This window comes from Streptomyces sp. x-19 (assembly GCF_046549115.1).
Taxonomy (GTDB): domain Bacteria; phylum Actinomycetota; class Actinomycetes; order Streptomycetales; family Streptomycetaceae; genus Streptomyces; species Streptomyces albulus_C.
This window is the reverse complement of sequence record NZ_JAJPWK010000002.1, coordinates 554,632-574,916: the sequence shown is the minus strand read 5'-3', so window position 1 is coordinate 574,916 and position 20,285 is coordinate 554,632. Positions and strand designations below refer to the sequence as shown.

The 20,285-nt window shown below is 72.7% G+C and carries 14 protein-coding genes and 1 tRNA gene; 2 read left to right on the top strand and 13 right to left on the bottom strand.

Annotation, left to right across the window (positions count from 1 at the left end; translation table 11 throughout):
* Window positions 1–27: 27 nt before the first annotated feature.
* From ACLJT4_RS07065 to topA, 6 genes are all read right to left on the bottom strand, one after another.
* Complete coding sequence (locus ACLJT4_RS07065) at window positions 28–951, bottom strand: glycerophosphodiester phosphodiesterase (protein WP_411121476.1); 924 nt, start codon at window positions 949–951, stop codon at window positions 28–30.
* Between the two features lie 282 nt (window positions 952–1,233).
* Window positions 1,234–1,307: transfer RNA gene (locus tag ACLJT4_RS07060), tRNA-Thr, on the bottom strand.
* Between the two features lie 90 nt (window positions 1,308–1,397).
* Window positions 1,398–3,002 (bottom strand): alpha/beta hydrolase, encoded by a 1,605-nt coding sequence (locus tag ACLJT4_RS07055; protein WP_411121475.1) that lies wholly within the window; start codon window positions 3,000–3,002, stop codon window positions 1,398–1,400.
* A 276-nt stretch (window positions 3,003–3,278) separates the two neighbouring features.
* Window positions 3,279–4,532 (bottom strand): DNA polymerase III subunit delta', encoded by a 1,254-nt coding sequence (locus ACLJT4_RS07050; RefSeq protein WP_411121474.1) that lies wholly within the window; start codon window positions 4,530–4,532, stop codon window positions 3,279–3,281.
* 365 nt (window positions 4,533–4,897) lie between these two features.
* Window positions 4,898–8,134, bottom strand: a complete 3,237-nt coding sequence (gene tmk / locus ACLJT4_RS07045; protein WP_411121473.1) for a dTMP kinase — start codon at window positions 8,132–8,134, stop codon at window positions 4,898–4,900.
* Between the two features lie 150 nt (window positions 8,135–8,284).
* Complete coding sequence (gene topA / locus ACLJT4_RS07040; RefSeq protein ID WP_411121472.1) at window positions 8,285–11,131, bottom strand: type I DNA topoisomerase; 2,847 nt, start codon at window positions 11,129–11,131, stop codon at window positions 8,285–8,287.
* A gap of 484 nt (window positions 11,132–11,615) precedes the next feature.
* On the opposite strand from topA, the gene ACLJT4_RS07035 reads away from it, so the two are divergent.
* Both ACLJT4_RS07035 and ACLJT4_RS07030 read left to right on the top strand, forming a co-directional pair.
* Window positions 11,616–12,206, top strand: a complete 591-nt coding sequence (locus ACLJT4_RS07035) for a hypothetical protein (RefSeq protein WP_411121471.1) — start codon at window positions 11,616–11,618, stop codon at window positions 12,204–12,206.
* A 14-nt stretch (window positions 12,207–12,220) separates the two neighbouring features.
* Window positions 12,221–12,688 (top strand): DUF2752 domain-containing protein, encoded by a 468-nt coding sequence (locus ACLJT4_RS07030; RefSeq protein ID WP_411121696.1) that lies wholly within the window; start codon window positions 12,221–12,223, stop codon window positions 12,686–12,688.
* Window positions 12,689–12,706: 18 nt separating this feature from the next.
* Here the strand turns inward: ACLJT4_RS07030 and ACLJT4_RS07025 are convergent, their stop codons facing one another.
* From ACLJT4_RS07025 to bldG, 7 genes are all read right to left on the bottom strand, one after another.
* The gene (locus ACLJT4_RS07025) at window positions 12,707–13,111 is read right to left on the bottom strand and encodes a hypothetical protein (protein WP_411121470.1); all 405 of its coding nucleotides are present in this window, start codon (window positions 13,109–13,111) and stop codon (window positions 12,707–12,709) included.
* A 158-nt stretch (window positions 13,112–13,269) separates the two neighbouring features.
* Window positions 13,270–13,467, bottom strand: coding sequence for a hypothetical protein (locus ACLJT4_RS07020; protein WP_411121469.1), 198 nt, complete (start codon window positions 13,465–13,467; stop codon window positions 13,270–13,272).
* 70 nt (window positions 13,468–13,537) lie between these two features.
* Window positions 13,538–15,067, bottom strand: a complete 1,530-nt coding sequence (locus ACLJT4_RS07015) for a methyltransferase (protein WP_411121468.1) — start codon at window positions 15,065–15,067, stop codon at window positions 13,538–13,540.
* A 125-nt stretch (window positions 15,068–15,192) separates the two neighbouring features.
* Window positions 15,193–15,777 carry a small secreted protein gene (locus ACLJT4_RS07010; RefSeq protein ID WP_411121467.1) on the bottom strand — a complete coding sequence of 195 codons (585 nt, stop codon included), beginning with the start codon at window positions 15,775–15,777 and terminating at the stop codon, window positions 15,193–15,195.
* Between the two features lie 216 nt (window positions 15,778–15,993).
* Window positions 15,994–18,402, bottom strand: a complete 2,409-nt coding sequence (locus ACLJT4_RS07005) for a sodium-translocating pyrophosphatase (RefSeq protein WP_411121466.1) — start codon at window positions 18,400–18,402, stop codon at window positions 15,994–15,996.
* A gap of 845 nt (window positions 18,403–19,247) precedes the next feature.
* A complete protein-coding gene (locus ACLJT4_RS07000; RefSeq protein WP_275463625.1) occupies window positions 19,248–19,682 on the bottom strand; it encodes an ATP-binding protein in 435 nt (144 codons plus the stop codon).
* Window positions 19,683–19,791: 109 nt separating this feature from the next.
* Window positions 19,792–20,133, bottom strand: coding sequence for an anti-sigma factor antagonist BldG (gene bldG / locus ACLJT4_RS06995; protein WP_004571875.1), 342 nt, complete (start codon window positions 20,131–20,133; stop codon window positions 19,792–19,794).
* Window positions 20,134–20,285: the final 152 nt, after the last annotated feature.

Genomic DNA, 20,285 nt, shown 5'->3' with positions numbered 1-20,285 from the left:
CCCCGAAGCGGGCGACCCGTCGATCGGTCAGTCGATTACGCCTTCCACGCCGCGCCCCCGCACCGCCCGCACGCTCGCCTGCGCCCCCACGTCCCAGGCGTAGATCTCCAACCGCCGTCCGTGCGGCCCGTGCAGCCCGTGCACGACCCGGGCCCAGCGTGAACCGACCTCGGACATACGGGGATTGATCTGGTCGGCGAAGCGCGCATAACGCCGCAGCTTGCTCAGCGACGGCCGTCCCAGGATCCCCGTGCGCACCTCGGGCATCAGCTTGTGCACCCGCTTCACGCACCGCACGCAGAAGCTCTGGATCACCAGCCGGTTGGTGAGGTGCGCGGCATCCAGCCAACCCAGCGACCGGAGTTCACGGAGCGTCTGGCGCTCGATTCCCGGATACTGCTCGGGCGCCTTGAGCTCCAGCAGCAGGCCCTGCCGATGCCGGTCCAACCTGCGCAGGTAGTCCGCGAGCGTGGGCACGTGCTCCCCCGCGAACCGCTTCCCGAACCAACTCCCGGCGTCCAGCCGCGCGATCTCCGCGGCGGTGAAGTCCCCCACCCGCCACGGCGCCCGCCCCGGGAACACCTTCGCGACGTTGGTGGTCCGGTTGAGGGTGGTGTCGTGCAGCACGATCAGCCGACCGTCCTTGGTCCGCTGCACGTCGTTCTCGACCCACACCAACCCCCGCCGGTACGCCGCGTCGACCGCCGCGAGGGTGTTCTCCGGCGCGTACCGGGACGCACCCCGGTGGGCGATCACGAACGGTGCGCTGCCCCCGGCCTGGAGGCTCACGACCTTCCCGCCCCGGGTGGCGAGTTGCTGTCCGTCCGGGCCGGAGGCCAGCGCGGACGAGGCCACGGTCAACGTGACCACGGACGCGAGCGCCCCCGACGCGACCCGCAACGGCCGCCGGAGCCACACCACCCCACGGACCCGCACCGATCGTCGAACCATGCGGGGCCTCCCGGTCGCTCGGCCGCAGACGCTGCCGTCTGCGTCAGGTACGCCCCCTAGGACCGCCTTGCCGGCCCTGCCTCCCGACCCTGCCCCCATCCCGGCACCCGCGCCACGCGAACACCCCCCTCCCCACCCCTCCAACCACCCCCCACACCCCCTTTTCCGCAGGTCAGCACCCTCCCCAACCACTCACCACCAAGCCCTCCATCCGGTGCCCCACCCCTCCCCGGACACAACAAAAAACCCAGGTCAGAGATTCTCTGACCTGGGTTCCAGCTGAGCCGCCTTCGGGATTCGAACCCGAGACCTACGCATTACGAGTGCGTTGCTCTGGCCAACTGAGCTAAGGCGGCGTGTTGCGCGGCCCAGTCTACACAGGAGCGGGGGGTGCTCTGTACTCGGTTGATGCGGGTCCGGTGGGGGTGGGGCGGGTGTGGGGTGGATCACGTACAGCGCTTGCTCTTGGCGGGTGGGGTGCCTTCCAGGAGGTAGGTGTTGATGGCGGTGTCGATGCAGTCGCTGCCCCGGCCGTAGGCGGTGTGGCCGTCGCCGACGTAGGTCAGCAGGGTGGCGCTGGAGAGCTGGGCGGCCAGGCCCTTGGCCCAGGTGTACGGGGTGGCCGGGTCGCGGGTGGTGCCGACGACGACGATCGGAGCGGCGCCCTTGGCCTCGATGCGGTGGACCGTGCCGGACGCCTTGACCGGCCAGTACGCGCAGTTCAGCGCCGACCAGGCGAAGTTGTCGCCGAAGACGGGGGATGCCTTGCGGAAGGCCGGCAGGGCAGCTTCCACCTGGTTCGGGCTGGTGAAGGCACCGGGGAGGTCGAGGCAGTTGACGGCCGGGTTGGCGAACATCTGGTTGGCGTAGTGGCCCGAGGCATCGCGCTCGTAGTAGCTGTCGGACAGTGCGAGCAGTTCGCGGCCGCTGCCTGCCTGGGCCTGGGCGATGGCCTCGCGCAGCATCGGCCAGGCGCCCTGGTCGTACATCGCGGCGATCACGCCCGTGGTCGCGAGGGACTCCGTGAGCTTGCGCTCCTGGCCGGTGTCCACCGGGTGGGAGTCCAGCTTCTTGAAGAGCTCGGAGAGGCGTCGGCCGGCGTCCTGGGCGTTCTTGGTGCCGAGCGGGCAGTCCTTCTTCTTCACGCAGTCCTCGGCGAACGCCGTGAAGGCGGTGTTGAAGCCGGCGGTCTGGTCGACGTTGATGGCGCGGGAGTCGAGCATCGGGTCCATCGCGCCGTCGAGGACCAGGCGACCGGAACGGGTCGGGAACAGGCCGGCGTAGGTCGCGCCGAGGAAGGTGCCGTAGGAGGCGCCCACGTACGTCAGCTTCTTGTCGCCCAGGACCGCGCGCAGCACGTCCATGTCGCGGGCCGCCTCGATGGTGGAGACGTGCGGCAGCAGCTTGCCGGAGCGGGTCTCGCAGCCCTTGGCGAAGTTGCGGTAGGCGGTGACGAGGGTGTTGATCTCGGCGGGGGTGTCGGGGGTGGTGTCGGTCTGGGTGAAGCGGTCCATCTGACGGTCGGTGAGGCATTCGATCGGGTCGCTGCGGGCCACCCCGCGCGGGTCCATGGCGACCATGTCGTACCGCGCCCGGACCGCGGCCGGCTGCGGCGCGTACTGCTGGAGGTAGTCGATCGCCGAACCGCCGGGACCGCCCGGATTGACCAGCAGCGAGCCGAGCCGCTGCCCGGGGCCGGTGGCCGTCCTGCGGGCCACCGCCAGCTTCAGGTCGGTGGCCGGGTCGGGCTTGGCGTAGTCCAGGGGGGCCTTCATCGTCGCGCACTGGAAGCCCGCCACGCCGCAGTCGTGCCAGCTCAGCTTCTGGTCGTAGTACGGCCGGAGGCCGGCCGGGATGGCCGTGGGCAGCGGCTGGAGCGGGGTGACGGCGGCCGCCGGGCGGTCTGCGCCGGCCTCCGTCGAATGGCCCGAGGAGCCGGCGTCACCCGGGGACGACGTCCCCGACGAGCAGCCGGAGATCAGCAGGGCGAGGGCCGCGGCGGCAGCGGCCGCGGCGGCGGTGGTGGAGCGGAACGGGCGGCTGGACGGCATGGCGGTCCCTTGGTGTCGATCCCCCGGTAGGGGTGTTCCCGGTGGTGGCCTGCGGTGCGTTCCTGGTGGCGGCGGCTCCTCGGGGGCTCCTCGATGGGGCTTCTCGGCGGGGCTCCTTGGTGGGGGTGGGTGCCGGGGCGGGTGGGGTGCGGTTGCGGGGGTCGGGCCAGGAGCCCGGGCGTCTCGTCCCGACCGCGGCGGCTACCTACGGAGCGTATCCATAGATCAACGATGTGTGCGCGATGGTCGAGGGGACGGTGGCGGACGGTGCGCTGGTCAGCCGGCCCGGAGCGCGACCGTCATGGCCTCGACGGCGAGCAGGGGTGCGACGTTGCGCCCGAGGGCTTCCCGGCACGCGATCACCGCTTCTATGCGGCGCAGGGTGCCCTCGGCCGTGGAGGTGGAGGCGATGCGTCGGAGGCTGTCGCCGACCTCGTCGTTGGCGAGAGGAACGGAGGCCCCCATCTGGACGGCGAGCACGTCGCGGTAGAAGCCGGTGAGGTCGACCAGGGCGAGGTCGAGGCTGTCGCGCTGGGTCCGGGTCGAGCGGCGCTTCTGCCTGTCCTGGAGCTCCTTCATGGCGCCCGCGGTGCCCCGGGGCAACCGTCCGCCGGTGCCGGCCGCGGCGCCCAACGCGGCGCGCAGCTCCTCGGTCTCCTTGGCATCGACCTCCTCCGCGACCTGCTTGGCGTCCTCCCCGGCGGCGTCGATCAGCTCCTGGGCGGCTTTCAGACAGCCACCGACGTCGTCGACGCGCAGGGGCAGCTTCAGGACGGCCGCCCGGCGGGACCGGGCCCGCTCGTCGGTGGCCAGCCGGCGGGCCCGGTCGATGTGGCCCTGGGTGGCGCGGGCCGCGCGGTCGGCCGTCTCCGGGTCGATGCCGTCGCGCCGGACGAGGATCTCGGCGACCGCCCCGACCGGGGGCGTGCGCAGCGAGAGGTGGCGGCAGCGCGAGCGGATGGTGGGCAGGACGTCCTCGATGGAGGGGGCGCACAGGAGCCAGACCGTGCGAGGGGCGGGCTCCTCGACGGCCTTGAGCAGGACGTTGCCTGCACCCTCGGTGAGGCGGTCGGCGTCCTCCAGGACGATCACCTGCCAGCGGCCGCCGGCCGGCGAGAGGGAGGCCCGGCGGACCAGTTCACGGGTCTCCTTGACGCCGATGGAGAGCAGGTCGGTGCGGACGATCTCGACGTCGGCGTGGGTGCCGACCAGCGTGGTGTGGCAGCCGTCGCAGAAGCCGCAGCCGGGGGCGCCGCCGAGGGCGCGGTCCGGGCTGACGCACTGCAGGGCGGCCGCGAACGCCCGGGCGGCGGTGGCCCGGCCGGCCCCGGGCGGGCCGGTGAACAGCCAGGCGTGCGTCATCTGGGAAGCGCCGCTGCGCTCCGGTGCGGCGGCCTCCTGTGGCGCGTCGCCGGCCGACGACCGCGGGCCGGCGCTTCCGGCCGCCACGAGGGCGTCCGCGTCGCGTGCGGCCGCGGCGAGCTGCTCCGTCACCCGGTCCTGGCCGACCACGTCGTCCCATACCGCCATCGCTGCTGCCGTCCTGTCCGATCGCCTGTGGTGCGGGAGGGGTGCCCTGGGGCGCGCCCTCGCCGCGGGTGCTGCTCGTGTCGCCGCACGGCGCGCGGCGACGACCGCACGGCCCCGCGGCCCGTCGCGGACCGCGGCGTACGACCCGTGGCCGTGCGCCCGCAGGCGCCGCGCCGACCGGTCGCCGTGCCCCGCCCGCCCGGACGCGGCCGTGTCGACCCGCGCCCTACCCATTGTGGTGCAACCCACTGACAACCCCGCCCACGCCGGGGCGTCGCCCCCGCCCGGAACGGGGAACGGCCGTGGCCGCAGCGCGAGGGCTGCGGCCACGGCCGTTCGTGCCGGTGCTTCCGGTCCGGGTGGTGTCAGCCGCGCCGGCCCCGGCGGCGGCCGTTCCCGCCCGGGCCGCGGTCGGCGTCCTCGTCCGCGTGCGGCCCGAGGAGTTCGTCGGCCAGCGTCGGCAGGTCGTCCAGCGGCGTCTCCTCCGCCCATTCGGGGCGGGGGCGACCGCTGCGCGCGGACTGGGCCGGGCGGCCGGTCTCGGGGTCGACCTGCGGGAGCTCACGGGTCCGCTCGGCGCCGCCGTCGGTCGCGCCGTGCTCCGCGTCCGCGCCGTTCTCCCGGGCGAACATCCACGGCGGCACGCGGTCCGCCGGGTCGTCCTGACGGAACGACGGCAGTACGGCGGTCTCCTCGGAGTCCGCACCGCCCGTCCGGTGGGCGTCGTGGGCGTCGTCCCGTACGGACGGCAGGACCGCCGTCTCGTCGGCCGGGGCGTGCGCGTCGCGCGGCTCGGGGCGGGGCAGCGCCGCCGTCCGCTCGGCGTCCGAATCGGCACCGGAGGCGGCGGAGTCGGCGCCGCGCCCGGAGGCGGCACCCGAGGGCCCGTCCTCCTCGGCGATCCGCTTCCGCAGCTGGGTCACGTCGGTCTCCGCGGTCGGCGCCTCCGCCGCCTCGGCGGCCTCCGCCTTGGCCTGCGCCGCCGCCGCAGCAGCCGCGGCGGCCGCCGCGACCCGGGCCTGCTCGGCGCGCACCAGCGCCTCCTCGGCCTTGCGCTGCTTCTCCAGGCGGCGCTCCTCGGCCTCCCGGCGCAGCCGCGCCTCCTCCTCGTGCTGCTTGCGCAGCCGCTCCTGTTCGGCCAGGCGGGCCTGCTCCTCCGCCTCGCGGCGGCGGCGCTCCTCCTCCGCCGCCTGGCGGGCCTCCTCGGCGCGCTTGCGGGCCTCCTCGGCCTGTCGGGCGGCCTCCCGGGCCTTGGCCTCCTCGGCCTCCTGCCGCTTGCGCTCCTCCTCCTCGGCGCGCAGCTTGGCGAGCTGCTCCTCGCGCTCCCGTTCCCGGCGCTCCTCCTCGGCCTTGCGCGCGGCCTCCTCCTCGGCCTTGCGGCGGGCCTCCTCCTCGGCGGCCTTGCGGGCCTCTTCCCGGGCCTGGACCTCGGCCTCGGACAGCGGGAGCGCCTGGTCGAGCCGGTGCCTGAGGACGGTGGTGATGGCCTCCGGCTCCTGGGCGGCGTCGACGACCAGATAGCGGGCGGGGTCGGCGGCGGCCAGGGTGAGGAAGCCGCTCCGGACCCGCTCGTGGAACTCGGCGGGCTCGGACTCCATGCGGTCCGGGGCCTCGGTGAAGCGCTCGCGGGCCGCGTCCGGGGCGATGTCCAGCAGGACGGTCAGGTGCGGGACCAGGCCGCCGGTCGCCCAGCGGTTGATCCGGGCGATCTCGGTCGGCGCGAGGTTGCGGCCGGCGCCCTGGTAGGCCACCGACGAGTCGATGTAGCGGTCGGTGATGACCACGGCGCCGCGCTCCAGCGCGGGCCGGACGACGCTGTCGACGTGATCGGCGCGGTCCGCCGCGAACATCAGCGCCTCGGCCCGGTCGGAGAGCCCGGAGGTGGACACGTCCAGGATGATCGACCGCAGCCGCTTGCCGATGGCGGTGGCGCCCGGCTCGCGGGTCACCACGACCTCGTGGCCCTTGCCGCGGATCCACTCCGCCAGCGCCTCGACCTGGGTGGACTTGCCGGCCCCGTCGCCGCCCTCCAGGGCGATGAAGAAGCCGGTGGCCGCGGTGGCCTGCGCCGGGTCGCCGCCGCTGACCGCCTCCCGCAGGTCGTGCCGGAGCGGGACGCCCTGCCGGTCGTCGGTCTTGCCCAGCACCCAGGCGGCGACCGGCAGCAGCAGCGCGCCGACCAGCATCAGGGTGTACGCGGCACCGCCGTGCGCCAGGACGAAGGCACCGCTGCCCACCTGGTGCGGGCCGATCAGCCCGGCCAGCAGGGGCGCGACGATGGCGGCCAGCCCGATGGCCAGCCGCACCATGGCCTGGAGGTGCTCGGTGGTCCGGGCGGTGCGGGCCTCCTCGGTCTCCTGGTCCAGCAGGACGTGGCCGGTGTTGGCGGCGACGCCGGCGCTGAGCCCGGCCAGCAGCGCGAGCAGCAGCACCGTCGTGGTGTCCGGCACCAGCCCCATGGCGAGCAGCAGCAGCCCGGTGGCGGCGACCGCCAGGGCGAGCAGCCGGCGCCGGGAGAAGCCGGGCAGCACCTTCTGGGCGCCGCGGATGCCGAGGGCGGTGCCGCCGGTCAGGGCGAGCACCAGCAGGCCGTAGGTGGCCGGCCCGGCGCCCAGGTCCACGGCGTGCAGGACGCCGAGCGCGGCGGCCGCGGCGATCGCGGCGGCCACTGCCGTGCAGGCCAGCACCAGCAGCGGGATGGCGCCGGTGCGGCCCTTCTCGGCGGTGGTGCCGTTCTTGGCCGTGGCCGAGGTGATCTTCGGGCGGCGCAGTCCCTCCAACGGGGAGCGCGGCCGCGGCGCCGGCCCACCGGGCAGTTCGATGAAGTAGAGGATCGAGATGGACGCGGCGAACAGGCCGGCCGCGACGTACGAGCCGAGCGCCGCCTGGTGGAGGTGGAACCACTCCACCCCGGTCCCCAGCAGCTTCCCTACGAGTGCGCAGAGCACCAGTGCGGCGGCCGCGATGGGCAACGCGACGAAACCGGTGCGCAGGAAGAGCCGGCGCAGCGCGTCCATGTTGTCGGGCAGCGGCCGGATGGCGGCGCCCTCCGGGGGCGGAGCCGGCAGCAGGGCGGGCGCGGCGCTCTCCCGGGCGACGGTCCAGAAGCGCTCGGCGACGCCGGTGACGAAGGCCGTCACCAGCAGCCAGGCCAGGGCGTTGCCGGGCGTCCAGTCGATCCACAAGGGGGCGATGACCAGCAGCGCGAGCCGCAGCCCGTCCGCGGCGATCATCGTCCAGCGGCGGTCCAGCGGCCCGTCCGGCGCCGTCAGCGCGGACAGCGGCCCCAGGAGGACCGCCCCGAAGAGGAGGGTCGCCAGCATCCGCACGCCGAGGACCGCGGTGACCGCGAGGGCTGCCCCTCGATAGCCACCGCCGAAAACGGCCTGGCCCCCCAGCGGTACGTACAACGCCGCCTGGAGGGCGAGGAGTACCAGGACCAGCAAGGACAGGGCATCGCCGACACCCCCGACGAACTGGGCGCTCCACAACCGCTTCAGTGGGGGGAAGCGGAGCAGGGCGCGTACGGCGCGCTCGCGGGAATCGGCTGCGAGGACGTCTGCGGTGGGGGTCACGACCGTTGGCTGCTCGGCACGCGTCATCCCGCCAGCCTATCGGGACGGGACACTCCACTGGGCGCCCGCCCGAACAAACGGGCGGATGCACCGGGGCGCGAAAGGGCGGGCCGGCGGAAAGGTGTCCGCCGGCCCGCCCTCCTCCCGCGCCGGACCGGGCCGGCGCGGGCCGTGCTGCTACTCCTCGGCCGACGCGGCCGTCTTCTTGGCCGCCGCCGTGGCCGCGGTCTTCTTCGCGGTGGTCTTCTTGGCCGTCGTCTTCTTGGCCGCCGTCTTCTTCGCGGTGGTCTTCTTCGCCGCGGTCTTCTTCGCGGCCGTCTTCTTGGCCGGCGCCTTCTTGGCCGCCGTCTTCTTCGCCGGCCCCTTGGCCCGCTTCTCCGCCAGCAGCTCGTAGCCACGCTCGGGCGTGATCGTCTCGACGTCGTCGTCCCGCCGCAGCGTCGCGTTGGTCTCGCCGTCGGTGACGTACGCGCCGAACCGGCCGTCCTTGACCACCACCGGCTTGCCGCTGACCGGGTCGGTGCCCAGCTCCTTCAGCGGCGGCTTGGCGGCGGCCCGGCCGCGCTGCTTGGGCTGTGCGTAGATCGCCAGCGCCTCGTCGAGGGTGATCGTGAAGAGCTGCTCCTCCCGCTCCAGGGAGCGCGAGTCGGTGCCCTTCTTGAGGTACGGCCCGTAGCGGCCGTTCTGCGCGGTGATCTCCACGCCCTCGGCGTCGGCGCCGACGACGCGCGGCAGCGACATCAGCTTCAGCGCGTCCTCAAGGGTCACGGTGTCCAGGGACATCGACTTGAAGAGCGAGGCGGTGCGCGGCTTGACCGCGTTCTTGCCGGTCTTCGGGGTGCCCTCGGGCAGCACCTCGGTGACGTACGGGCCGTAGCGGCCGTCCTTCGCCACGATCTGGTGCCCGGAGTGCGGGTCCATACCCAGCTCGTAGTCGCCGCTCGGCTTGGCCAGCAGCTCCTCGGCGTAACCCACGGTCAGCTCGTCGGGCGCCAGGTCGTCGGGGACGTCGGCCCGCTGGTGGCCCTCCTCGTCCTTCTCGCCGCGCTCGACGTAGGGGCCGTAGCGGCCGACCCGCAGGGTGATGCCGCCGCCCACCGGGAACGACGAGATCTCCCGGGCGTCGATCGCGCCGAGGTCGGTGACCAGCTCCTTCAGGCCGCCGAGGTGGTCGCCGTCGCCGTTGCCGGCGTCCGCGGCGCCGCTCTCGCCGGCTCCGGTGGCCTCGCCGAAGTAGAAGCGCCGCAGCCACGGCACGGCCTGCGCCTCACCGCGGGCGATGCGGTCGAGGTCGTCCTCCATCTTGGCGGTGAAGTCGTAGTCGACCAGCCGGCCGAAGTGCTTCTCCAGGAGGTTGACCACCGCGAAGGAGAGGAACGACGGGACGAGCGCGGTGCCCTTCTTGAAGACGTAGCCGCGGTCCAGGATCGTGCCGATGATCGACGCGTACGTCGACGGGCGGCCGATCTCCCGCTCCTCCAGCTCCTTGACCAGGGTGGCCTCGGTGTAGCGGGCGGGCGGCTTGGTGGCGTGGCCGTCGGCGGTGATCTGCTGGGCGGCCAGCGCGTCACCCTCGGCGACCTGCGGCAGCCGCCGCTCGCGGTCGTCCAGCTCGGCGTTCGGGTCGTCGGCACCCTCCACGTACGCCTTGAGGAAGCCGTGGAAGGTGAGGGTCTTGCCGGACGCGCTGAACTCGGCGTCCCGGCCGTCCGCGGCCCGACCGCCGATCTTGACGGTGACGGAGTTGCCGGTCGCGTCCTTCATCTGGGAGGCGACGGTCCGCTTCCAGATGAGCTCGTACAGCTTGAACTGGTCGCCGGTCAGCCCGGTCTCGGCGGGCGTGCGGAAGCGGTCGCCGGAGGGGCGGATCGCCTCGTGCGCCTCCTGCGCGTTCTTGACCTTGCCGGCGTACGTGCGCGGCTTGTCCGGCAGGTACGCGGCGCCGTACAGCTGCGTCACCTGCGCCCGGGCCGCGGTGACGGCGGTGTCCGAGAGCGTGGTGGAGTCCGTACGCATGTAGGTGATGAAGCCGTTCTCGTACAGCTTCTGCGCGACCTGCATGGTGGCCTTGGCACCGAAGCCGAGCTTGCGGCTGGCCTCCTGCTGGAGGGTGGTGGTGCGGAACGGCGCGTAGGGCGAGCGGCGGTAGGGCTTGGACTCGACCGAACGGACCGCGAACTCGGTGTCCGCCAGGGCGGCGGCCAGCGACCGCGCGTTCGCCTCGTCCAGGTGGAGCACGTCGTTGTTCTTGAGCTGCCCGTTGGGGCCGAAGTCGCGGCCCTGCGCGACGCGGCGGCCGTCGACGTTGTTCAGGCGGGCGGTCAGCGTCGACGGGTCGCTGGCGTCGCCGGCCCGCCCGGTGGAGAAGGTGCCGGTCAGGTCCCAGTACTCGGCGGAGCGGAAGGCGATGCGCTCGCGCTCCCGCTCGACGACGAGCCGGGTCGCCACCGACTGCACCCGGCCGGCGGACAGCCGCGGCATGACCTTCTTCCACAGCACCGGGGAGACCTCGTAGCCGTAGAGGCGGTCGAGGATCCGGCGGGTCTCCTGGGCGTCGACCAGCTTCTGGTTGAGGTCGCGGGGGTTGGCGACGGCCTCGCGGATGGCGTCCTTGGTGATCTCGTGGAAGACCATCCGGTGGACCGGGACCTTCGGCTTGAGGATCTCCTGGAGGTGCCACGCGATGGCCTCGCCCTCGCGGTCCTCATCGGTGGCGAGGAAGAGTTCGTCGGACTCGGCCAGCAGCGCCTTGAGCTTCTTGACCTGGTCCTTCTTGTCGGTGTTCACGACGTAGATCGGCTGGAAGTCGGCGTCGACGTTCACGCCGAGGCGGGCCCAGGACTCGCCCTTGTACTTCGCCGGGACCTCGGCCGCGCCGTTGGGGAGGTCGCGGATGTGCCCGACGCTGGCCTCGACCACGTAGCCGGGGCCGAGGTAGCCCTTGATCGTCTTCGCCTTGGCAGGCGACTCCACGATGACGAGTCGGCGGCCGCCGCCCTCTGCGGTCTCGCTGGTCGGGGACAACTTCGCTCTTCTCTCCGGTCGACGCTGGGGAACCTCCCGGGCCGGACGCCCGGGGCGCACTGCGGTGACGCTTGACGCTGCGGAGTGTGACGGTACCTCCCGCCCCCGTGTCAAACGGAAAAACCCCGCAACGCCACTCGAACGGTAACCCGACTACATGCCTTCGTGCCGCCCCGACCGCTCCGGCCGCTCCCCCACGGCCCTCCGACGGCGGCCCGTGGATCACGGCCCGCGGTGGGCCCCCGCGGCCCCGCGGACGGCCGGTCACCCGCTCCGGCCTGGCCCTGCTTCCGCTGCGTGACCACGCGGTGCGTCCCGCCGTTCGGCCGTCGTCGTCCACGGGCCGGACGGCGGGCGCGAAGTCGCTCCCGTTGGCGTCATCACCGTGATACGGCGGGTGAGCGGGCTGGCAGGATGGAGGCGGCACGGCCCGCGGGCGGGTCGGCTGCCGTCGTCATCACGATCCTCGGGGGGAACCACACCTATGGCGCACCAGTACCCCGGACCGCCTCCGGAACAGCCGCCGGGCCAGCCCGGCCAGAACCCCTACGCCGCTCCCGAGGGCGGCCCGCCCGCCGGGGCGGGCTACGGCTATCCGCACGGCGGGGGCGCCGGCGAGCCCGGTTACGGCTACCCGCAGGCCGGCCCGCCGCCCGCTCCCGGTTTCCCGCCCGGCACCCCGCCGCCGCCTCCGCCCGGCGGTTTCCCGGGGCAGCAGCAGCCGCCGGTCGGCGGCATGGCGCTGTCGCTCGGCGACATCGCGGTCAGCGGCGACACGGTCATGACCCCGGCCGGTTCGATGCCGCTGCGGGGCGCGGTCTGGACGGCCACCGACATGTCGCGCACGGAGGAGAAGATCCCCGCGCACGCGGTCGTCCTCGCCATCATCTTTTTCTTCTTCTGCCTGCTCGGGCTGCTCTTCCTCCTGATGAAGGAGCGCACCACGACCGGCTTCGTGCAGGTCACCGTGAACAGCCAGGGGCGACACCACTCCACGATGATCCCCGTGCAGTCGCGCGAGCAGGTCATGTTCGTCCTCAACCAGGTCCATTACGCCAGGTCGCTGAGCGTGTGAACCCCGACGAGCCCGTGCACCCCGACGAGCCCGCGGGGCCCGGGCCCGCCGACCCGACGTCGCCCGGTGGCCCCGTGCCGCCGGGCGGCCCCGCGGCGGTCCGCCGGCACACCCTGCGCCAGGCGTCGCTCGCGCTCGGCGTCGCCGCGCTGGGCGCCGGCTACCTCTGGCAGACCGACCCGCACCAGCCCGGCCAACTGCTGCTCCCCTGCCCGTTCCGCCTGCTGACCGGACTGCTCTGCCCGTTCTGCGGCGGGACGCGGCTGGCGTACGACCTGATGCACGGCGACGTCGTCACGGCCTTCCACGACAACGCCGCCCTGCTCGTCCTCGGCGTGCCCGCCCTCGCCTACGTCCTGGTGCGCTGGCTGGTCGCCGGGGTGCGCGGGCGGCACCTCCCACTGAAGCTGACCGCCCGCGGCAATGCCGTGGTGCTCGGCACCGCCGCGGTGTGGATGGTCGCCCGCAACCTCATCGGCTGACGGCCGACGGGGCGTGCGTCAGCGGACGGTGACCTTCACGACCGGGGAGAGGGTGTTCCCCGACGCGATCCGCAGCTCGTTGACGCCCTTGATGCCGAGCTTGACGCGTATCGCGTAGCTGCCGTTGGCGTTGACCGGCGCCTGGGCCGGCAGCGACACCCACTTCTTGCCCTGCTTCTGCTGCACCGTCACCTTGGTGCCGGGCTTGATGCCCTTGGCGGCGCCGGTGATCCGGAATTCCTGCCAGGCGTTGACCGTCGTGGCGCTGGTCTTGGCGGTCAGCGTCGCGGTCGCGGGCGCGGTGGCCACGACCGGGGCGGGCGTGTGGACGACGTCCTGGGCGGCGAAGGCGACGGCCGAGCCGCCGGCGAGCAGGGCGACGGTGGCCGCGGCGACACCGGCGTAGCGAAGTGCACGGTTCATGTCGGATTCCTCACTGATGGGCCAATGAGCTGGTGGATGACCTTCTTTGAGGAATACGGGCGCCCGCGAGCGGAGGTTCCCCTTCCGCGGTCGAAACCGCCGACTTCTCCGAACCTGGCCGGAACTGAACGTCCCTGCCCGTAAAGGCGGTTGTCCCCTCACAACGCACCCAGCAGTCGGCACCCCACCGTCAGGAATCCCGCCCCGGCCAGCAGCGCCGTCACCGTCCCGGCCACCCGGCCGTACCCCACCGCCACCGGCTGCCCGGTCCGCACGCAGACCGCCGCCCACAGCAGCAACCCGCCGCCGAACAGCGCGAACGCCGCGCCCGCGAATGTCTCCGGCCCACTATCCATGCGGGCAGCCTGCCAGCCGCGTGCGGCAGCGGGACGAACGCCGCGTGAACGCCGCCCGCCGCCAGCCGCCTCAGCCGACCGGCTCCAGGAAGCCCTGCTCGACCAGCATCCGGATCGCGGCCGGCGTACGGTCCCGGAGCAGCACCGGGTCCTCGCCGACGAGTTGCGCGATGGCGTCCAGGATCCGCCCGGCGGGCAGCGACCCGTCGCAGACGCCCGCGAAGCCGGCGCCGACGGTGTCCACCTTCGTGGCGCGGCGCATGCCGCGGTTCTGGCGGAGCACCACGTGCTCCGGGTCCTCCGCACCGGGCAGCCCGACCTGCTCCTGCACCACCTCGTCGGCCAGCCGGAAGTGCCCGGCCAGCAGCGCCGCGTCGTCGGTGGACCGCAGGTAGTCCTGCCGGTCGAAGTGGCGCAGCACCGCCTCGCCCAGGGGCTGTTCGACCGGGTGCGGCCATTCCTCGACCGTGACGGACGGGTCCGCGGCGCCGGACTTGCGCAGCGTGATCCAGCCGAAGCCGACGGCCTTGGTCTTGTGCGCCTCGAACTCGTCGAGCCAGGCGTCGTACCGCGCCGCGTACTCCTCCTGGCCGGCGCGGTGGTCGCCGCCGTCGCGCAGCCACAGCTCGGCGTACTGGGTGACGTCCTGGACCTCGCGCTGCACGATCCAGGCGTCGCAGCCGCGCGGCACCCACGAGCGCAGCCGGTCCTGCCACTCCTCGCCCTCGACGTGCTGCCAGTTGGCCAGCAGCTGGCAGTACCCGCCGTCGTTGAGGTGCGCGGCGGCCTGCTGGACGAGGGTGCGGCACAGGTCGTCGCCGCCCATTCCGCCGTCCCGGTAGGTGAGCCGGGCGCCCGGCGAGATCACGAACGGCGGGTTGGAGACGATCAGGTCGTAGGTCTCCTCGCCCGCCGGCGCGAAGAGCGAGCCCTCGCGCAGGTCCGCCGACCGGGCCCCGGAGAGCGCCAGCGTCAGCGCGGTGATCCGCAGCGCGCGGGGGTTGAGGTCGGTGGCGGTGACCTGGGTGGCGTGCTGCGCCGCGTGCAGTGCCTGGATGCCGGAGCCCGTGCCGAGGTCGAGCGCCTTGGCGACCGGGCGGCGCACGGTGATCCCGGCGAGCGTCGTGGAGGCCCCGCCGACGCCGAGCACCAGCTCGGCACGGTCCGCCCCCGCCGCGCCCCGGATGCCGCCCGCCCCGCCGACCGCGCAGCCGAGGTCGGAGACGACCCACCAGTCCTGCCCGTCGGGGCCGCCGTACGGGCGCACGTCCACCGTGGCGCGCAGCGCGTCGCCGTCCGGCACCAGCCACCCGTCGGCGAGGCAGTCCGCCACCGGCAGCACCGCGGCCGCCTGTGCCCGGGGCACCGAATGCTGGAGCAGGAACAGCCGCACCAGGGTCTCCAACGGCCCGTCACCCCGGGTGGCGCGCAGGGCGGGAACGGTCTCGCTGCGGGCCAGCGCGGCGTACGCGGGCGCGCCGAGCAGCTCCAGCAGTCCGTCGGCGGTGAAGGCGGCGGCCAGCAACGCCTCGCGCAGCCGGCTGGTGCGGGCGCTGCTCTCGGGGTCCTGGGCATCTGCGGTGGGGAGGTGCGTTGTCACCCCTCCATTGTCGGTCCTGCCACCGACATTCGGCGACGGCCCGGCGCCACGCCCGTCTCGGGCGCGTCGCCGGGCCGTCGCCCGCGCTCGTGGCCGGCGGGAGCCCCCGCGGTCCGGCTCCCGCGCTACGCGCTCTTGGACGGCGCGGCCGACGGTCCGCTGGACCCGCCCTGGTTCTGGCAGCCCTTCTGACGGGCCATCGCCTTGCCCACGTCGCCGGCCTCCAGCTTCTTGAAGGCCTGCTCGCTCTTGGCGTTGAGCTTGTTGATCCCGTCGGAGAGCTTGCGCAGCCCGTCCGCGAACTTGAGCTTGTCCCCGGTGTCCAGGGCGTCCACCTGCTTCTTGAGGTCCAGGTACCCCGCGGAGAGGGAGTTGAGTTCCTTGACCGCGTTCTTCTGCGCCTGGTCCCCACCCTCGTTCGGCGGCGCCCCGGCCTTGTCCAGGGACTTGGCCAGCTGCGCGTACGCGTCGGAGATCTTCTGGAAGGCCGCCGAATCGGTCTGCTGGACCTTCTTGGAGTCCGTGGTGCCGCTGTCGGCCGTCTGCATGGCCGCGTTGGCGTCCTGGATCTGCTTGAACGGAGCCTGCGCGGGGTCGCAGAACGACTTCGCCCAGTTGTCGAGCTTGTCAGTGTTGTCGCTGCTGCAACCGGTCAGCGCGAGCAGGACTGCAGCACCGCCGGACAGGGCAGCCACGAGCTTCTTGTTCACCGGATTGGTCCCTTCCATGGCTCTCGGCCCCGGAACATACACGTCCAAACGGCCTGGTCCATGGGTCGGGCATCGGCCCCGGCCCGCATTGCAGCCATTTGCACCAAGGACCGCGGCGCCGTCCGGGCATGCCGCGGGCGGGTGTCCGGCGCGGGCAAGAAGCGCCGTACACCCGCCCGTTGAGCGGTCTGCGGGCCGGTAGGGCGGCCCTTCCCGTCAGGACGCCACGGCCGTCTCGGTCGACTTGGCGACGTTCTCGGGATCTTCGGAGTTGTTGTCTTCGTCACCCACGGCGATTCCGCGCCGCTTGGAGACGTAGACCGCGACGACGATGATGCCGATCGCCAGCACCGCGGCCGCGACGCGCACCCCGAGGCTCTTGTCATGGCCGTACGAGAACTTCACCACGGCCGGTGCGATCAGCAACGCGACCAGGTTCATCACCTTCAGCAGCGGGTTGATCGCGGGGCCCGCGGTGTCCTTGAACGGGTCGCCGACGGTGTCGCCGATGACCGTCGCGGCGTGCGCCTCGCTGCCCTTGCCGCCGTGGTGGCCGTCCTCGACCAGCTTCTTGGCGTTGTCCCACGCGCCGCCGGAGTTGGCGAGGAAGACGGCCATCAGCGTGCCGGTGCCGATCGCGCCGGCCAGGAACGAACCGAGCGCCCCGACGCCGAGCGAGAAGCCGACCGCGATGGGCGTGAGCACCGCCAGCAGCCCCGGCGTGGCCAGTTCGCGCAGCGCGTCCTTGGTGCAGATGTCGACCACCCGCCCGTACTCGGGCTTCTCGGTGTAGTCCATGATCCCCGGCCGCTCGCGGAACTGCCGGCGCACCTCGAACACCACCGCTCCGGCCGACCGCGACACCGCGCTGATCGCCAGCCCGGAGAACAGGAAGACGACCGAGGCCCCGAGGATCAGCCCCACCAGGTTGTTGGGCTGCGAGATGTCCAGGCTCAGGCCCAGCCCACCGGCCGCGTGGCCGACGTCCCGCACGGCGTTGGCGATCGCGTCCCGGTACGAGCCGAACAGCGCGGAGGCCGCGAGCACCGCGGTCGCGATGGCGATGCCCTTGGTGATGGCCTTGGTGGTGTTGCCCACCGCGTCCAGGTCGGTCAGCACCTGCGCGCCGTCCCCGGTGACGTCACCGGACATCTCGGCGATGCCCTGCGCGTTGTCGGAGACCGGGCCGAAGGTGTCCATCGCGACGATCACCCCGACGGTGGTCAGCAGGCCGGTCCCGGCCAGTGCCACCGCGAACAGCGCCAGCGTGATCGAGGCGCCGCCCAGCAGGAACGCCCCGTAGACCGCCAGTGCGATCAGCACCGCCGAGTAGACGGCCGACTCCAGGCCGATCGAGATGCCGGAGAGCACGACGGTGGCCGGGCCGGTCAGCGAGGTCTTGCCGATGTCCCGGACGGGCCGCCGGTTGGTCTCCGTGAAGTAGCCGGTCAGCTGCTGGATCAGGGCGGCCAGCACGATGCCGATGGCGACCGCGACCAGGGCGAGCATCCGCGGGTCGCCGCTGCGCCCGAGGATCTCCGGGTCGCTCACGCCGCTCAGGTCCTGGTAGCGCGACGGCAGGTAACTGAAGACCGCGGCGGCCACCAGGACCAGCGAGATGCCCGCGGAGACGAAGAAGCCGCGGTTGATGGCGGTCATCCCGCTGCGGTCCCGCCGCCGCGGCGCCACCACGAAGATCCCGACCATCGCGGTGAGCACGCCGATCGCCGGCACCAGCAGCGGGAAGGCGAGCCCGGCGTCGCCGAACGCCGCGGTGCCCAGGATGAGCGCGGCGACCAGCGTCACCGCGTACGACTCGAAGAGGTCGGCGGCCATGCCGGCGCAGTCGCCGACGTTGTCGCCGACGTTGTCCGCGATGGTGGCGGCGTTGCGCGGGTCGTCCTCCGGGATGCCCTGCTCGACCTTGCCGACGAGGTCGGCGCCGACGTCCGCGGCCTTGGTGAAGATGCCGCCGCCGACCCGCATGAACATCGCGATCAGCGCCGCGCCGAGGCCGAAGCCCTCCAGCACCTTGGGGGCGTCCACCGCGTACACGAGCACCACGCAGGACGCACCGAGCAGCCCGAGGCCGACGGTGAACATGCCCACGACGCCACCGGTGCGGAAAGCGATCTTCATCGCCTTGTGCGCGACCGCCGTAAGATCCTTTTGCTCTTTCGCGCCGTCGTCCGGAGTGGCTTCCCGGGCCGCAGCCGCCACACGCACATTGCTGCGCACCGCGAGCCACATGCCGATATAGCCGGTGGCCGCCGAGAATGCCGCACCGATCAAGAAGAAGACGCTGCGTCCGGCCCGCTGGCTCCAGTTCTCCGCGGGCAGCAACATGAGCAGGAAGAACACGACGACGGCGAATACGCCGAGGGTCCGCAACTGCCGTGCCAGGTAGGCATTTGCGCCCTCCTGCACCGCCGCCGCGATCTTCTTCATACTGTCGGTACCCTCACCGGCCGCGAGCACCTGGCGCACCAGCACCGCCGCGACCGCCAGGGCGGCGAGGGCGACGACGGCGATCACCAGCACGATGCCGCGGTTGCCCGCGGTGAGCGAAGGTGCGGCCAGATAAGTGGGGGTGTCCATCAACTGAGGGGTATAAGGCCCCGCCATTCGTCCTCCTTGACGTTATGGCACATGGGCGCGCGGAAGCACGCTCAGGCGTCCTGAGCAAGATGCTGACGGATTGTAGGGAGCCACGGTTGATCAAAACAGGGCGCCGCAAAGGGAATTCGCCTGATCCTGGCGAAGATCGAAAGGCAGAGGGTTCAACGAATTCGCCCGGACGGAGGAAACCCAGGAATTCGCTGACTCCCGACCGATGATCTCCATTTCCTACTGATCCCGCTGCTCAACGACCCCGCGCCCCGGCTCGATCCGGCTGTGACCGCCGTGAAATCGGAGGGAATTGAGCCGCGGACCGCTCCGCGGGAATCACCACGCAGGCCCCACAGCCCCCTCCCACACCATCCAGCGTGCGGTGACAGCCCGTCAGATCCCGACCGGATCACGTCGCCCACGACGCCGCCGACCACTCGGGACGCGCCCGTTCGCCCCGGGACACATGGCCACCCGGGAACCTGGGCACCGCTCGCCCTCACGCCACCCCGCGCGACCGCCAACACCAGGGGCCCGCACCGCACGGAGCCCGGTACACGGCGCTCGCCGCACACGGACGCGCACCCGACCGCCCCGCTCGGGCGGCACGCGAACACACGCCGGAAACCGGGACCCCAAGATCCCGGGAGCGGGACACACCCCTGAGCACGCGAACGATCAGTGCCACGAAGAGGCGGAAACCCAACAGCTGAGGCAGAAACGCGACAGCTCAAGAACACGAACGGCGCACCGCGCCCTGGGGGACCCCCGAAACCGCCCGCACGACGACGGGCTCACCGCCCACTACGGACGAGGGCCGACCACCGCGCCCTCCGCCCGACGGGCGTACGCGTACCGCCCTACGGCAGGACGGGTGCCGGGTGCGCGGGCCAGCTCATCCGGATCCGCCCGCCGTTCTCACCGGCGGACACCTCGACGTCGTCGACCAGCCCGCTGATGACCGCGAGGCCCATCTCGTCCTCGCCCTCGGCGTCGTTCTCCCCGGCGCCCTCGGCCTCGCCGCCCGCGGCGGCCCCGCCGGAGCCGGGAACCTCGTCGCCCACCTCGATCGAGAACGTCTTCTCGTCCTCGACCAGCACCACCCGCACCGGCGCCGTGATGCCGTGGCTCTCGTGCAGCCCCACGGCCCGGCTGCACGCCTCGCCGACGGCGAGCCGCACCTCGTCCAGCACGGCCTCGTCCACCCCCGCGCGCCGTGCCACGGCAGCCGCGACCAGACGCGCGGTCCGGACGTGCTCGGGAAGGGCGCTGAAGCGCAGTTCGACGGTGGCCATGCCATCCCCCTCGTGATGCGGGCGTGCAACGCGGGGGGCCGGACGAAAGCGTCCGGTACCCCCCACTCCTTCCACCCCCGCGCCCGCGGCGCGGGGGACCGGCCGACCGTCAGTCAGTTGCTGCGACGGCTTCGTCGACCGAGGTGTGGATCGGGAACACCTTGGTCAGACCGGTGATACGGAAGATCTTGAGAATGCGCTCCTGGTTGCAGACCAGGCGCAGCGAACCCTCGTGGGCACGCACCCGCTTGAGCCCGCCAACCAGGACGCCGAGCCCTGTGGAGTCCAGGAAGTCGACACGTTCCATGTCCACCACGAGGTGGTAGCTTCCGTCGTTCACAAGCTCGACCAGCTGCTCGCGCAGCTTGGGCGCGGTGTATACATCAATCTCGCCACCGACCTCGACGACCGTACGGTCGCCAACGGTCCGGGTCGACAGGGACAGGTCCACGGATCCTCCAGCACCTTGCTATCGAGCGGTCGCCCCCCTGGGGCCTCCCCACCGAGGTAGGGGCGGATCGGCAGCCGCCATGGCATTCAATCACTTACCAGCAGGCGTGCACGACGCCTTGTGAGCATTGTCCGTCACACCGGTGACACACT